This window comes from Streptomyces endocoffeicus (assembly GCF_016741935.1).
GTDB lineage: Bacteria > Actinomycetota > Actinomycetes > Streptomycetales > Streptomycetaceae > Streptomyces > Streptomyces endocoffeicus.
In genome coordinates, this window is sequence record NZ_JAERRG010000014.1 from 108,571 (window position 1) to 123,216 (window position 14,646).

The following is a 14,646-nucleotide window of genomic DNA, read 5'->3' on the forward strand; positions in this document are numbered from 1 at the left end:
ATGGCCGCCACCCTGATATGAGACTGGCCAGGGCGTATCCCGGCCGGAAGAAACTGTGGACGATGCCGGCGGGCCGCGCGCCCGCCCCGGCATCATGTGGAGGAGGCGCTGTGAGCAGCGAGCCTTGGGGCCGCGTCGACGAGGCGGGGACCGTGTACGTGCGTACGGCCGACGGGGAGCAGGTCGTCGGATCGTGGCAGGCGGGATCGCCGGAAGAGGCCCTCGCCTACTTCGAGCGCAAGTACGACGGGCTGGTCGTCGAGATCGGCCTCCTCGAGCGCAGGGTCAAGACCACCGATCTGTCCGCCAAGGACGCGACAGCGGCCGTCGAGCACATCCGCCACCAGGTGGACGAGCATCACGTGGTCGGCGATCTGGACGCGCTGAGGAAGCGGCTCGACAAGCTCACTGGAGAGGTCGAGGTCCGCCGCGAGCAGCGCAAGGCGGCCAAGGCGGTCCAGACCGACGAGGCCCGCAGGGCCAAGGAGGACCTGGTCGCCGAGGCCGAGCAGCTGGCCGCCAGCGAGCAGTGGCGGGCGGCCGGGGAGCGGCTGCGCGCCCTGGTGGACACCTGGAAGGGCCTGCCCCGGCTGGACCGCAAGACCGACGACGAGCTGTGGCACCGCTTCTCGCACGCCCGCTCGGCGTTCTCCAAGCGGCGCAAGGCGCACTTCGCTGCCCTGGACGCACAGCGCGAGGACGCCCGGCAGACCAAGGAGAAGCTGGTCGCCGAGGCCGAGGCGCTCTCCGGCTCCACCGACTGGGGTCCGACCGCGGCCCGGTACCGGGAGCTGATGTCGGACTGGAAGGCCGCGGGCCGCGCCCAGCGCGAGTCGGAGGAGGATCTGTGGAACCGCTTCCGCGGTGCGCAGGACATCTTCTTCCAGGCCCGTAGCGAGGTCTTCGCGGAGCGTGACGCCGAGCAGCGGGAGAATCTCACCCGTAAGGAGGAGCTCGTCGTCGAGGCCGAGAAGCTGCTGCCGATCTCGGACCTGAAGGCGTCCCGCGCGGCCTTCCGGTCGATCAATGAGCGGTGGGAGGCCGTCGGCCATGTGCCGAGGGACGCCCGCGCCCGTATCGAGGGCCGGATGCACGCGGTGGAGCGCGCCATCCAGGACGCCGAGGAGACGGAGTGGCGGCGGACCAACCCCGAGGCGCGGGCGCGCGCCGCGGGGCTCACCGGCCAGCTGCAGGACGCCGTCGACAAGCTGCGGTCGCAGATCGACGCGGCCCGCGCGGTGGGGAACAACGCGAAGGCCGACAAGCTCTCCAAGGAGCTCGAGGGCCGGCAGGCGCTGCTGGACCAGGCGCTGAAAGGCCTCCAGGAGTTCGGCGGCTGAGCACGCGCTGATCCGCGTACGGCGGCGGCCCCCGGTGTGCAGGCGCCGGGGGCCGCCGCCGTCGTGTGCTCGGCGGGCGGGGATCTCCTTCAGCGGGCTCTCGGCGCGTTCTCGGCGCCTTCTGAGCGCCTTCTGAGCGCCTTCTCGGCGCGTTCCTCAGCGGGCGCGGGCCGAGGTGACCCGGTAGACGTCGTAGACGCCCTCCACGCCGCGTACGGCCTTCAGGACGTGGCCCAGGTGCTTGGGGTCGCCCATCTCGAAGGTGAAGCGCGAGGTGGCCACCCGGTCGCGGGAGGTCTGCACGGCCGCGGAGAGGATGTTGACGTGCTGGTCGGACAGCACGCGGGTGACGTCCGACAGCAGCCGGGACCGGTCCAGCGCCTCGACCTGGATGGCCACCAGGAAGACCGACGACTGGGTGGGCGCCCATTCGACGTCGAGGATGCGCTCGGGCTGCTGGGAGAGCGAGTCCACGTTGACGCAGTCGGCGCGGTGCACCGAGACGCCGCTGCCGCGGGTGACGAAGCCGATGATGGGGTCGCCGGGCACCGGCGTGCAGCAGCGGGCCAGCTTGACCCACACATCCTCGACGCCCTTGACCACCACGCCCGGATCGGCGCTGGAGCGGCGCTTGGTGCGGCGGATGGGCGGGGCGGTCTCGGCGATGTCCTCGTTGGCGGCATCCTCGCCGCCGAGCGCCTGGACGAGCTTCTGCACCACATTCTGCGCGGAGACATGGCCCTCGCCGATCGCCGCGTAGAGCGCGGAGATGTCGGGGTAGCGCATCTCATGGGCGAGGGTGACCAGCGAGTCGCCGGTCAGGATCCGCTGGATGGGCAGGTTCTGCTTGCGCATCGCCCGGACGATCGCGTCCTTGCCCTGTTCGATGGCCTCGTCGCGGCGCTCCTTGGAGAACCAGGCGCGGATCTTGTTACGGGCGCGCGGCGACTTGACGAAGCCCAGCCAGTCGCGGGACGGCCCGGCGCCCGCCGCCTTGGAGGTGAAGACCTCCACCAGGTCGCCGTTGTCCAGGGTGGACTCCAGCGGCACCAGCCGCCCGTTGACCCGGGCGCCGATGGTGCGGTGGCCGACCTCGGTGTGCACGGCGTAGGCGAAGTCGACCGGGGTGGCCCCGGCCGGAAGCGCTATGACATCGCCCTTGGGCGTGAAGACGAAGACCTCGTTGCGGGACAGGTCGAAGCGCAGGGACTCCAGGAACTCGCCCGGGTCCTCGGTCTCCTTCTGCCAGTCCAGGAGCTGCCGCAGCCACGCCATGTCGTTGATGGCGTCGTCCTTGCCCGCCTTACGGGGCACATCGGTGCGCACCTTGGAGGCGCCGGCCACCGCCTCCTGCTTGTACTTCCAGTGCGCGGCGATGCCGTACTCGGCGCGGCGGTGCATGTCGAAGGTGCGGATCTGCAGCTCGACCGGCTTGCCGCTGGGCCCGATGACTGTCGTGTGCAGCGACTGGTACATGTTGAACTTGGGCATCGCGATGTAGTCCTTGAACCGCCCCGGCACCGGGTTCCACCGCGCGTGGATGGTCCCGAGCGCCGCGTAGCAGTCGCGGACGGTGTCGACGAGGACGCGGATGCCCACCAGGTCGTAGATCTCGGCGAAGTCGCGGCCGCGCACGATCATCTTCTGGTAGACGGAGTAGTAGTGCTTCGGCCGGCCGGTGACGGTCGCCTTGATCCGCGCCGCCCGCAGATCGCCCTGGACCTGGTCGGTGACGACGGCCAGGTACTCGTCGCGCTTGGGAGCCCGCTCGGCGACCAGCCGCACGATCTCGTCGTACATCTTGGGGTAGAGGATCGCGAAGGCGAGGTCCTCCAGCTCCCATTTGATGGTGTTCATGCCCAGGCGATGGGCGAGCGGGGCGTAGATCTCGAGGGTCTCGCGGGCCTTCTTCTCCTGCTTCTCCCGCTTGAGGTAGCGCATGGTGCGCATGTTGTGCAGCCGGTCGGCCAGCTTGATCACCAGCACCCGGGGGTCCCGGGCCATGGCGACGACCATCTTGCGCACGGTCTCGGCCTGGGCCGCCTCGCCGAACTTGACCTTGTCCAGCTTGGTGACGCCGTCGACGAGCAGGGCGACCTGGTCGCCGAAGTCGCGGCGCAGGGTGTCCAGCCCGTACTCGGTGTCCTCGACGGTGTCATGCAGCAGCCCGGCCATCAAAGTGGCCGGATCCATACCCAGCTCGGCCAGGATCGTGGTCACCGCGAGGGGGTGGGTGATGTACGGATCGCCGCTCTTGCGCTTCTGGCCGCGGTGCCAGCGCTCGGCCACCTGGTACGCGCGCTCGATCTGGCGCAGCGTCGCGGCCTCCGCCTTGGGGTCGTTGCCGCGCACGATGCGGAGCAGCGGCTCCAGCACCGGGTTGTACGGGCTGGAGCGCTGGACGCCGAGGCGCGCCAGACGGGCCCGGACGCGGTTGGACGAGCCCGAGCGGGGCGCTGGGCTCTGTGCGGGGCGCGCGGGGGGCGTGGTGGCGGGCAGGCTGTTGCCACGGCCCGCGGCGGGCTTCGGGCTGGTCTGCTCGGGGCCGCGCCGGACCGCGCCGTCACCGCTGTTCCTGGGCACGCCTGGGGCCGCCGTCGGCTCGGCGGCGGTGGGCGCGTCCGGCTGAGCGGAGGGGGTTCCGCCCGGACGGACTTTGGGCGAGAGCGGCTGGGCCTCGTCTGGCAAGAGCACTCCTAGCGGTCCGGACCCGAAAAGGTCGGGCTGCCATGGTATCGATCCCGCCACTCCGCTTGCCTCTCGACCGCCAAGCCGGGCCTGACGGGGGTGTGGGGCGGCATGGCGGAGGGCGGGGACCCGGCGGTGCGGGTCCCCGCCCTCCGGCGGTCCTCCCGGCCCGGTGCACGGGCCCGTGAGCCCGGCTCGGACCGTGAGCTCAGACCGTGAGCTCAGACCGTGATCAGGGCCTCCAGCGGGGCACTGTCGAGCGAGCCCAGCAGCCGGCCACGGCCGTCGAGGAAGCCGAGCTCCAGCAGCACGGCGACCCCGGCGATCCGGGCGCCGGCCCGCCGGATGAGCCGCAGGGACGCCTCGGCGGTGCCGCCGGTGGCCAGCACGTCGTCGATCACCAGCACCCGGTCGCCGGGCTCCAGCGCGTCGGCGTGTATCTCGATCTCGGCCGTGCCGTACTCCAGCTCGTACGCCTGGGCGAGCGTCGCCCCGGGGAGCTTGCCGGCCTTGCGGACCGGTACGAAGCCGATTCCGGCGCGGACGGCGGCCGGGGCGGCGAGGATGAAACCGCGCGCCTCCAGGCCCACCACCTTGTCCGCCCGGTGCCGGAGGCACAGCTCGGCGAGCGCCTCGGTGAGCGCGCCGAAGGCCGCGGCGTCGGCGAGCAGCGGGGTGATGTCCTTGAACATCACTCCGGGCTTGGGGTAGTCCGGCACGTCCTGGATGCGGCTGAGCAGCAGTGTGCGCAGCTCCTCGGCGGAGGCCCCGCCGAATCCGTCCGGGCTGTCCGCCGTGGTCTCCGTCGTCTCCGTCATCTCTCAGGCTCCCCCGCTCATCGCCGCTTGCCCGAGGGCCGGCCGCGCCCCCGGTTGCGGGAGGCGGGCTGGCGACGCTGGCCGACGACTCCGGAGGGGGCCGCGGCGGCGTCCTCCAGGGCGGGCGCGTCGTCCTCCTCGGCGGCCGGGTCGGCCGTCTCTGCCTTGGCGGCCGCGGCACGCTTGGCCTTCACCCGCTTGGCCAGGGCCTTCATCCTCGGGTCGCGCCCCTTGAAATCGGCGACCAGCGGGGTCGCGATGAAGATCGAGGAGTACGCACCGGCGGCGAGGCCGACGAAGAGCGCCAGGGAGATGTCGTTGAGCATGCCCGCGCCGAGCAGACCGCCGCCGATGAACAGCAGCGCGCCGACCGGCAGCAGCGCCACGACCGTGGTGTTGATGGACCGCACCAGGGTCGAATTGAGGCTGCGGTTGGCGATCTCGCCGTAGGTGAAGCGGGTCTGCTTGGTGATGTCCTTCGACGCTTCCTTGAGACCGTCGAAGACCACGACGGTGTCGTAGAGCGAATAACCGAGGATGGTCAGCAGACCGATCACCGTGCCCGGGGTGACCTCGAAGCCGACCAGTGCGTAGACACCGACGGTGATGGTGAGGTCGTGGATGAGCGCGATCAGGGCGGCCAGCGCCATCCGCCACTCGAAGGCGATGGCGAGATAGATCACCACCAGCACCATGAAGATCGCCAGACCCTGCCAGGCCTTGCTGGCGATCTGCTCGCCCCAGCTCGGGCCGACCAGCTGGGTGTCGATCTTGCTGGTCTTGACGCCCAGCTCCTTGGCGAGCCCCTCCTGGACCGGCAGGGCCTCCTTGGTGCCCAGCTCGCTGATCTGGATCCGCACGCCGCCCCGGCCGAGCTCCTGGACGACGACGGTGTGGCCGCCGGACGCGTCCTCTGCCGTCTGGCGCAGGTCGGAGGCCGAGACCTTGCTGTTCGGGGTGGTGAAGACCGCGCCGCCGGAGAACTCGATGCCCATGTTCAGGCCGCGCACCGCCAGGCCCACGATGGCCGTGATGGTGATCAGTATCGAGATGCCGTACCAGAGCTTCCGCTTGCCGACGAAGTCGTAGCCGACCTCGCCTCGGTAGAGCCTGGCGCCGAGAGTGCCGAGTCGCGACATCTCACGCCTCCTTCGTGTCGGCGGGGCCGGGGGCGGCGGGACGGCGACGGCGCAGCGGCGGCGTGACCCCGAGGCGCTTGGGGTCCAGTCCGGACCACGAATGGCCGTTCCCGAAGAACGGACGGCGGGCGAGGATCGTCATCAGCGGCTTGGTGAAGAGGAACACCACGGCGACGTCGAGCAGCGTGGTGAGCCCCAGGGTGAAGGCGAAGCCCTGCACCTTGCCGACGGTGACGATGTAGAGCACCGCGGCGGCCAGGAAGGACACGAAGTCGGACACCAGAATGGTGCGCCGGGCCCGCGGCCAGCCGCGCTCGACGGCGGGGCGCAGCGAGCGGCCCTCCCGGATCTCGTCGCGGATCCGTTCGAAGTAGACGATGAACGAGTCGGCGGTGATACCGATGGCCACGATCGCGCCGCAGACCGCAGGCAGGTTCAGCGCGAAGCCGATACCCGGGCCGAGCAGCACCATGATCGTGTACGTCAGGATCGCGGAGACGCCGAGGCTGGCCATGGCCACGAGGGCGAGACCGCGGTAGTAGACGACCAGGTAGATCACGACGAGCGCGAGGCCGATGGCACCGGCGATCAGACCGGCGTCCAGCTGCTCACCGCCGAGCGCGGCGGAGACGGTGGTCTCGTCGGCGATGTCGAAGGACAGCGGGAGCGCGCCGAAGGACAGCACGTTGGCCAGGTCCTCGGAGCTCTGCTGGGTGAAACCGCCGGAGATGGTGGCCCGGCCACCGGTGATGGCGCCCTGGGTGACCTCGGGGTCGGAGACGACCTCGCCGTCCAGGGCGATCGCGAAGCGGTTCTGCGGGGACTGCTGCTTGGTCAGCTCACCGGTGGTCTTGGCGAACTTCTTGGAGCCCTTGCTGTTGAAGTCGAGCTGGACGATCCAGCCCGCCCCGTTCTGGCTCTCGAAGACCGCCGAGGCGTCGTCCACGTCGGTGCCCTCGACCTCGGAGGGGCCGAGGACGAATTTGGCGTCGCCCTTCTGGCTGCAGGCCAGCACCGAGTCGGTCGGCTTGGCGTTGGCCGCCTTCTCGGCCGCCGCGGCGCGTCCGGCCGGCTTGGTGCAGTCCAGCTTCGCGAACTGCTTGGCCAGCTCTTCCTGGCCGCTGGAGCCCGAGGGGCTCTTGGACGGGTCGGGCTTCGGGGTGTTCGACGGCGAGGGGCTCCCGCTGGGCTTCTCGTCGGCCTTCAGGCCCTTGGAGAGGGCCCGCCCCTGGGTGCTGGGGCTGGCGGAGGAGGACGAGGAGGCCGATGACGAGGCGGACGGCGTACCGGACGGCTTGCCGCCCTTGTCGTCGCCCTTGTCCTGGCCCTTGCCGCTGGCGCTGCCGGACGGGCTGGGGGTGGAGTTGGGCTTCTCGGGGGTCTTCTGGCCGCTGGTGGTCGTGACCACCGGCCGGAAGTAGAGCTGGGCGGTGGTGCCGACCTGCTGCCGGGCCTGCTTCGCGTTCGTCCCCTTGGGGATGTTCACGATGATGTGCTTCTCGCCCTGCGTCTGGACCTCGGCCTCGGACACACCCAGACCGTTGACCCGCCGCTCGATGATCCCCACGGCGGTGTTCATGTTGTCCGTGTTGATCGCGTTGGGCTTGCCCGGCTGGTTCTTGGCCTCCAGCGTGAAGCTGGTGCCGCCCGCGAGATCGATGCCCAGTCGCGGCGTGGTGTGACCGGAGACGAACATGCCTCCGGTCAGCGCCGCGATGGCGATCAGGATGACGGCCAAGGGGCGCCCTGGCCTGCCCTGTGACCCGGAGGACCTGCGGCCCTTCTTCGGTGCTGCCACCTTCTCGTATCTCCCTGTCCAACCGCCCCGCATCGGGTGTGCGCGGGGCGGCCACGAAGTCTTGTGGGGACAAGCCCCCGCCGGAGCCTAGACCGTCCAGGGAACCGCGGCGCACCGATCGAGGGCGCGCCGCGGTTCCCGGATGACGGACTTACTTCGCGTCGGTGCCGCCGTCCCGCTTGTCGTCCTCGGAAGTGCTCGCCGCGGCGGCGGCGTCGTCCTTGCCGAGATCGATCTTCTTGACGTCCGTCTCCCCTGCCTCGTCGTCCGCCTCGTCGGCCGCGTCGGCCTTCTCGGCCGCGTCGTCGCCGGCCTGGTCAGCCTTGTCGGCCTTCTTGAACTCGACCTTGTCGGCGGACGAGTCGGCGTCGGCGGCCTCGGTCAGCGAGGAGGCGTCGTCGGGAACGACAGGGGTGTCGTCGGCGTCCTCGTCGGGGTCGATGCCGTGCACGACGCGGTTGTACTCGTCGTCCGGCAGGACGGCTCCCACCGCGTTCTTCGCGTAGATCGCGTGCACGCCCGGGGCCACCTCGAGGAGGACCGTGTCGTCGTGGACCTCCTTGACCGTCGCGTACATGCCGCCGATGGTCCGCACGCCGGAACCCGGCTGCATCTCATTGCGCATCGACTGGGCCTGGCGCTGCTTGTTCTTGGCCGAACGCGTCATCAGGAACATGGCCCCGATAAGCACGATGAACGGCAGGAGAGTCACGATATTCACGGGACGGAAATTCCTTCGCACGACCGCGGGGAGCGGCCTGGTCTACGGGGATGGGTATACCGCACAGTGAGCGGACGGCATACGGACGGCATCGGCGGAGTCTAAGCGAGCCCACGCCAATGGAACAACGCCCGGCGCGGTACCGGGGTTCCTGACCCCGCCATTATTGGTCCTCTACGCCATGATGCAGGGTAAGCGAGCGCTTATGCCTTGCCGCGCCCCGTCCGGCCCGTCATGGCACGTCATGCGCCGTCCTGCCGCGGCCCCGGCTCGTCATGTCCCGAAGAGGCCCGCCTGACCACCGGCGGCGGTCTGCGGCGGTGGGGTGAGCCCCATATGCGCCCAGGCCGCCGGGGTGCCGATCCGCCCCCGGGGGGTACGGGCCAGCAGCCCCTCCCGGACCAGGAAGGGCTCGGCGACCTCCTCCACCGTCTCACGCTCCTCCCCCACCGCGACCGCCAGGGTCGACAGGCCCACCGGCCCGCCGCCGAACAGCTTGAGCAAGGCGCTGAGCACCGCCCGGTCCAGCCGGTCCAGACCGCGCTCGTCCACGTCGTAGACGGCCAGGGCGCTGGCGGCGATCTCGCGGTTGATCACGCCGTCCGCCTTGACCTGGGCGTAGTCGCGCACCCGGCGCAGCAGACGGTTGGCGATCCGGGGGGTGCCACGGGAACGGCCCGCGATCTCGGACGCGCCCTCGGGGTCGATGGTCACGTCGAGCAGCCCGGCGGAGCGGTGGACGACCCGCTCCAGCTCGACCGGGGCGTAGAACTCCATATGGCCGGTGAAGCCGAAGCGGTCGCGCAGCGGCGGCGGCAGCAGCCCGGCCCGGGTGGTGGCGCCGACCAGCGTGAACGGCGGCAGCTCCAGCGGGATGGCGGTGGCCCCGGGCCCCTTGCCGACGATGACGTCGACGCGGAAGTCCTCCATCGCCATGTAGAGCATCTCCTCGGCGGGCCGGGACATCCGGTGGATCTCGTCGAGGAAGAGCACCTCGCCCTCGGTGAGGGAGGAGAGGATCGCGGCCAGATCGCCCGCGTGCTGGATGGCGGGGCCCGAGGTGATCCGGATCGGGGCACCCATCTCGGCGGCGATGATCATCGAGAGGGTGGTCTTGCCCAGTCCGGGCGCGCCGGAGAGCAGCACGTGGTCGGCGGTGCCGCCGCGCTGCCGGGCCGCCTTGAGCACCAGGTCCAGCTGCTCGCGGACCCGCTCCTGCCCGACGAACTCGCCGAGGTCCTTGGGGCGCAGCGCGGCCTCCACCGCCTGGTCGTCGCCGTCGGCGTCGGCGCCCACCAGCCTGCCGTCCGCGCCGGACAGGGCGTCGTCGGCGGTGGCCGGTGGGGTCTCGTCCCAGTTCACTGCGTTTCGCCTCGCGATGTCGTCTCAGGTGGTGCCGCCGGGCGCGGCCTGCCGCGGCCGCGGTGGCTCACCGTGTGCGGTTCAGGGTCTGCAGGGCGGCCCGCAGCAGCTGAGCCACCTGGGGCGTACCGCCCGCGGCCACCGTCTCCTCGGCCCGCGGGGTGACGGCGGCCACCGCCTCGTCGGCCTCCCGGGTGGCGTAGCCGAGGCCGACCAGCGCGGTGTGCAGCTGGTCGCTCCAGCCGGGGGCGGCCGCGGAGCGGGCGCCGGGCACGGCGGAGGCGATCGGCTCGCCGAGCCGGTCCTTGAGCTCCAGCAGCAGCCGCTGCGCCCCCTTCTTGCCGATGCCGGGGACGGCGGTGAGCGCCTTCTCGTCCCCGGTGGACACCGCGAGCCGCAGCGCGTCCGGTGCGTGCACGGCCAGCATGGCCTGGGCCAGCCGGGGGCCGACCCCGCTGGCGGTCTGGAGCAGCTCGAAGACCTGGCGCTCGTCGTCGTCGGCGAAGCCGTAGAGGGTCAGCGAGTCCTCGCGGACGACGAGGGAGGTGGCCAGCCGGGCCGGCCGGCCGACGCGCAGCCCGGCCAGGGTGGCCGGGGTGCACTGGACCGCCATCCCGATTCCGCCGACCTCGATCACGGCGGTGTCCGGGGCGACGGCCGCCACCGGACCGGAGACGAACGCGATCATGAGGTACGGCCTTTCGTGGTGCGCGCGCTGCTCGGGGTGCGGGCGGGGCTCGGCGGGCGGGCGGGACTCGGCGCACGAGCGGGGCTCGTGGTGCGGTGGGCGGCGACGGCCTGCTGGAGGCGGTTGGTCGCGGGGGCCCGCCAGATGTGGCAGATGGCGAGCGCCAGCGCGTCGGCGGCGTCGGCCGGTTTGGGCGGTGCGTCCAGCCGCAGCAGCCGGGTCACCATCGAGCCGACCTGCGCCTTGTCGGCGCGCCCGGATCCGGTGACGGCCGCCTTGACCTCGCTGGGGGTGTGCAGCGCGACCGGCAGCCCGCGGCGGGCCGCGCACAGCATCGCGACGGCGCTGGCCTGCGCGGTGCCCATGACGGTGCGGACGTTGTGCTGGCTGAACACCCGCTCCACGGCGACGAATTCCGGCCGGTGGGCGTCCAGCCACTCCTCGATGCCACGCTCGATGAGGACGAGCCGGTCGGCGGTCGCGGCGTCCGCCCCGGTCCGTACCACCCCGACGCCGAGCATCCGCAGCGGACGGCCCGCGACCCCCTCGACCACGCCGACGCCGCACCGGGTCAGCCCCGGGTCCACGCCCAGCACACGCACCGCGCCCCTCCCCTCACCGCGCTTCGGTCATCTGTTCCTGCGCAGGCTAGCGGCTGCCGCCGACAACGCCCGCGGACAACGCCGACGGGCCGGTGGGGTGCTGCCCCGCCGGCCCGTCGGCGTTGACCGAAGGCGTCGGCCGCCGTGCCGATCCGCCGTCAGGCGTCCACCTTGGCCATGACCTCGTCGGAGACGTCGAAGTTGGCGAAGACGTTCTGCACGTCGTCGCTGTCCTCGAGAGCGTCGATCAGCTTGAAGATCTTGCGCGCGGCGTCTTCCTCGAGCTGGACCTGCATCGTGGGCACGAAGTTGGCATCGGCCGAGTCGTAGTCGATGCCCGCCTCCTGGAGGGCGGTGCGGACCGCGACCAGGTCGGTGGCCTCGCTGATGACCTCGAAGGACTCACCGAGGTCGTTGACCTCCTCGGCGCCCGCGTCCAGGACCGCGCCCAGTACGTCGTCCTCGGCGAGCTCGCCCTTGGGGACGATGACGACGCCCTTACGGTTGAACAGGTATGACACGGAGCCCGGGTCGGCCATCGAGCCACCGTTGCGCGTCATGGCGACGCGGACGTCGGAGGCCGCGCGGTTGCGGTTGTCGGTCAGACACTCGATGAGGACGGCCACGCCGCTGGGGCCGTAGCCCTCGTACATGATCGTCTCGTACTCGGCGCCACCGGCCTCGAGACCGGCACCACGCTTGACCGCGCTGTCGATGTTCTTGTTCGGGACCGAACTCTTCTTCGCCTTCTGGATGGCGTCGAAGAGCGTCGGGTTGCCCTCCGGGTCGGCACCGCCCATCCGGGCCGCGACCTCGACGTTCTTGATCAGCTTCGCGAAGAGCTTGCCGCGCTTGGCATCGATCACGGCCTTCTTGTGCTTCGTCGTAGCCCATTTAGAGTGGCCGGACATCCGCCTGTCTCCTTCGCGTAACCCATTGCTGTACGAACGCCTGAGATCCTACCGGGATCGGCCCAGCCCGCGGCGAGGTCTCCCACCGCCATCCTCGACGGAGCGCTACGCGCGCCGCACCATCTCGACGAAGAGTCGGTGGACCCGGTGGTCGCCGGTCAGCTCGGGGTGGAACGAGGTCGCCAGGACATTGCCCTGCCGGACGGCGACGGTGTGCCCGTCGAACGTCGCGAGCACCTCGGCACCGCCGCCCACGGACTCGACCCACGGCGCGCGGATGAAGACCCCCTCGACCGGGCCGTCCTCGATGCCCTGGATGTCGACCTCGGCCTCGAAGGACTCGTTCTGACGGCCGAAGGCGTTACGGCGCACGATCATGTCGATGCCGCCGATGGTCTCCTGGTCGTCCCGGCCGTCGAGGATCTTGTCCGCGAGCATGATCATGCCCGCGCAGGTACCGTACACCGGCATCCCGGCCCGGACCCGCTCGCGCAGCGGCTCCAGCAGCCCGAAGATGACCGCCAGCTTGGACATGGTGGTCGACTCGCCCCCGGGGATCACCAGGGCCGCGACCTCGGCGAGCTCCTCGGGCCTGCGGACCTGCCGGGGGGTGGCCCCGGCCGCGGTGAGCGCGGCGAGATGCTCGCGGACATCGCCCTGGAGGGCGAGCACACCGATCACGGGGGCGTCGGGGGTGGACGCCGGTATGGACGACGTAGTCACGGAAGCGAAGACCTCTCGAACGTCAGGGGCACCACGCGCCGGGCCGCTGGGCCGGGGCGCGTGGTGCCATGTGGTGCCGTACGGGCGCCGGTTACCAGCCGCGGCTGGCGTAGCGCTCGGACTCGGGGAGGGTGTCGCAGTTGATGCCGACCATGGCCTCGCCGAGGTTCCGGGACGCCTCCGCGATGACCTTGGGGTCGTCGTAGAAGGTGGTGGCCTTCACGATCGCGGCGGCGCGCTTGGCCGGGTCGCCCGACTTGAAGATGCCGGAGCCCACGAAGACGCCCTCGGCGCCGAGCTGGCGCATCAGCGCGGCGTCGGCCGGGGTGGCGACGCCACCGGCGGAGAACAGCACGACCGGCAGCTTGCCGGTCCGCGCGATCTCGGCGACCAGCTCGTACGGGGCGCGGATCTCCTTGGCGGCCGCGTAGAGCTCATGGTTGTCCAGGCCGCGCAGCCGGGCGATCTCGCCCTTGATCTGACGCAGGTGGCGCACGGCCTCGACGACGTTGCCGGTACCGGCCTCCCCCTTGGAACGGATCATGGCCGCACCCTCGGCGATCCGGCGCAGCGCCTCGCCCAGGTTGGTGGCTCCGCAGACGAACGGGGTGGTGAAGGACCACTTGTCGCTGTGGTTGACCTCGTCGGCCGGGGTGAGCACCTCGGACTCGTCGATGTAGTCGACACCGAGCGACTGCAGCACCTGCGCCTCGACGAAGTGGCCGATCCGCGACTTGGCCATCACCGGGATGGAGACGGCGTCGATGATGCCCTCGATCATGTCCGGGTCGGACATCCGGGCCACGCCGCCGTCCTTACGGATGTCGGCAGGCACCCGCTCGAGGGCCATGACCGCGACGGCTCCGGCGTCCTCGGCGACCTTGGCCTGCTCGGGGGTGACGACGTCCATGATCACGCCACCCTTGAGCTGCTCGGCCATACCGCACTTGACGCGGGCGGTGCCGGTCGCGGGGGCGTCGGAGTTGGACGTGCTGGCGGGCGTGATGGACACGGTTTGACCTCACTCGATAATGAAAAGTGCGATGAGCCCATCGTAGGGCCGTTCGATACCGATACATGACCCGGCCATCCGGTCCAGGTCACGAGCGTGTGTGCTACACGAATGACAAAACCGCGTCGAGGCGGGGAGCGGCAAGGGCCAATCAAAGGCCGGTGGCTCGAACCGACCGGTGAATCCTCGGTACGCGAAGGCTCGGTACGCGAAAGGCGGTCGCCCCCTCGGCACAGGGCCCCTCAGCGCTCGGCTTCCTCGGTGCCCGGCACCCGCCCGAGCGCCGCCGGCGGCTCGTCGTCCATCTCGAAGGCGAGCGGGAACGGAGCGTGGCCCGCCAGCCGGAACCAGCGCACCGTCCGATGGCGGCGCAGCGCCCGCGCCGCGCGCACCGCGTCGTTGTGGAACCGCCGGGCCATCGGCACCCGCCTTACCGCCTCCGTGAGCTCCCCCAGCGCGTCCTCGCCGCCCGGCGCCACCCGTACCGCCTCGGCCTGGGCACTGTCCTCGAAGACGGCCCGCAGCGCCTGGCTCAGCTCGCTCTCGGCGACCTCGCGCTGCTCCTCCTCGGACTGCCGGGCGGCGTGCGCGGCCTGGTACAGCACGATCGAGGCGGCGGGATCGAGCACTCCGGCGGTGCCCAGCTCCTGGGCGACGGAAGCACGCCGCAGCAGCTGCGCGTCCAGCGCGGCCCGTGCCGCGTCCAGACGGCTGTGCAGCCGGTCGAGGCGTCCCGCGGTCCAGCTCAGATAGACGGCGATGACGACCAGTACGACCGCGATCCAGATCAAGGTGCTCACGGCCCGCCACGCTACCGCCTGCCGCCCCCGGCGTCCGGAGCGGA

General features: G+C 71.2%; 13 protein-coding genes. 1 reads left to right on the forward strand and 12 read right to left on the reverse strand.

Features of this window, described 5'->3' with window-relative positions; genetic code table 11:
• The first annotated feature begins 110 nt into the window (after nt 1–110).
• Complete coding sequence (locus JK364_RS30485; RefSeq protein ID WP_201854568.1) at nt 111–1,340, forward strand: DUF349 domain-containing protein; 1,230 nt, start codon at nt 111–113, stop codon at nt 1,338–1,340.
• A 156-nt stretch (nt 1,341–1,496) separates the two neighbouring features.
• Here JK364_RS30485 and JK364_RS30490 read toward each other — a convergent pair whose 3' ends face one another.
• The 12 genes from JK364_RS30490 to JK364_RS30545 form a co-directional block, all read right to left on the reverse strand.
• Nucleotides 1,497–4,028, reverse strand: a complete 2,532-nt coding sequence (locus JK364_RS30490; protein WP_201854569.1) for a RelA/SpoT family protein — start codon at nt 4,026–4,028, stop codon at nt 1,497–1,499.
• Between the two features lie 221 nt (nt 4,029–4,249).
• On the reverse strand, nt 4,250–4,846 hold the full coding sequence (locus tag JK364_RS30495) for an adenine phosphoribosyltransferase (protein ID WP_230992730.1): 597 nt from the start codon (nt 4,844–4,846) through the stop codon (nt 4,250–4,252).
• A gap of 17 nt (nt 4,847–4,863) precedes the next feature.
• Complete coding sequence (gene secF / locus JK364_RS30500; RefSeq protein WP_201854570.1) at nt 4,864–5,985, reverse strand: protein translocase subunit SecF; 1,122 nt, start codon at nt 5,983–5,985, stop codon at nt 4,864–4,866.
• 1 nt (nt 5,986) lies between these two features.
• Complete coding sequence (gene secD / locus JK364_RS30505; RefSeq protein ID WP_201854571.1) at nt 5,987–7,783, reverse strand: protein translocase subunit SecD; 1,797 nt, start codon at nt 7,781–7,783, stop codon at nt 5,987–5,989.
• Nucleotides 7,784–7,934: 151 nt separating this feature from the next.
• Nucleotides 7,935–8,504, reverse strand: coding sequence for a preprotein translocase subunit YajC (yajC, locus tag JK364_RS30510; protein WP_201854572.1), 570 nt, complete (start codon nt 8,502–8,504; stop codon nt 7,935–7,937).
• A 273-nt stretch (nt 8,505–8,777) separates the two neighbouring features.
• The gene (ruvB, locus tag JK364_RS30515; protein ID WP_201854573.1) at nt 8,778–9,866 is read right to left on the reverse strand and encodes a Holliday junction branch migration DNA helicase RuvB; all 1,089 of its coding nucleotides are present in this window, start codon (nt 9,864–9,866) and stop codon (nt 8,778–8,780) included.
• Between the two features lie 67 nt (nt 9,867–9,933).
• On the reverse strand, nt 9,934–10,554 hold the full coding sequence (ruvA, locus tag JK364_RS30520) for a Holliday junction branch migration protein RuvA (RefSeq protein WP_201854574.1): 621 nt from the start codon (nt 10,552–10,554) through the stop codon (nt 9,934–9,936).
• Nucleotides 10,551–11,156 carry a crossover junction endodeoxyribonuclease RuvC gene (gene ruvC, locus JK364_RS30525; protein WP_201854575.1) on the reverse strand — a complete coding sequence of 202 codons (606 nt, stop codon included), beginning with the start codon at nt 11,154–11,156 and terminating at the stop codon, nt 10,551–10,553. The genes ruvA and ruvC overlap by 4 nt, the downstream gene beginning before the upstream one ends.
• A 158-nt stretch (nt 11,157–11,314) precedes the next feature.
• Nucleotides 11,315–12,067, reverse strand: a complete 753-nt coding sequence (locus JK364_RS30530) for a YebC/PmpR family DNA-binding transcriptional regulator (RefSeq protein ID WP_201854576.1) — start codon at nt 12,065–12,067, stop codon at nt 11,315–11,317.
• A 105-nt stretch (nt 12,068–12,172) separates the two neighbouring features.
• Nucleotides 12,173–12,790, reverse strand: coding sequence for a pyridoxal 5'-phosphate synthase glutaminase subunit PdxT (gene pdxT, locus JK364_RS30535; protein WP_307841425.1), 618 nt, complete (start codon nt 12,788–12,790; stop codon nt 12,173–12,175).
• A 91-nt stretch (nt 12,791–12,881) separates the two neighbouring features.
• The gene (gene pdxS, locus JK364_RS30540; RefSeq protein WP_201854577.1) at nt 12,882–13,802 is read right to left on the reverse strand and encodes a pyridoxal 5'-phosphate synthase lyase subunit PdxS; all 921 of its coding nucleotides are present in this window, start codon (nt 13,800–13,802) and stop codon (nt 12,882–12,884) included.
• A 242-nt stretch (nt 13,803–14,044) separates the two neighbouring features.
• Nucleotides 14,045–14,602 carry a hypothetical protein gene (locus tag JK364_RS30545; protein WP_201854578.1) on the reverse strand — a complete coding sequence of 186 codons (558 nt, stop codon included), beginning with the start codon at nt 14,600–14,602 and terminating at the stop codon, nt 14,045–14,047.
• Nucleotides 14,603–14,646: the final 44 nt, after the last annotated feature.

What these genes read in the sequence shown, in the direction of transcription:
- JK364_RS30495 (WP_230992730.1), bottom strand. Translation starts at nt 4,846, where the DNA reads ATGACGGAGACGACGGAGACCACGGCGGACAGCCCGGACGGATTCGGC.
- ruvA (WP_201854574.1), bottom strand. Translation starts at nt 10,554, where the DNA reads ATGATCGCGTTCGTCTCCGGTCCGGTGGCGGCCGTCGCCCCGGACACC.
- JK364_RS30530 (WP_201854576.1), bottom strand. Translation starts at nt 12,067, where the DNA reads ATGTCCGGCCACTCTAAATGGGCTACGACGAAGCACAAGAAGGCCGTG.
- secF (WP_201854570.1), bottom strand. Translation starts at nt 5,985, where the DNA reads ATGTCGCGACTCGGCACTCTCGGCGCCAGGCTCTACCGAGGCGAGGTC.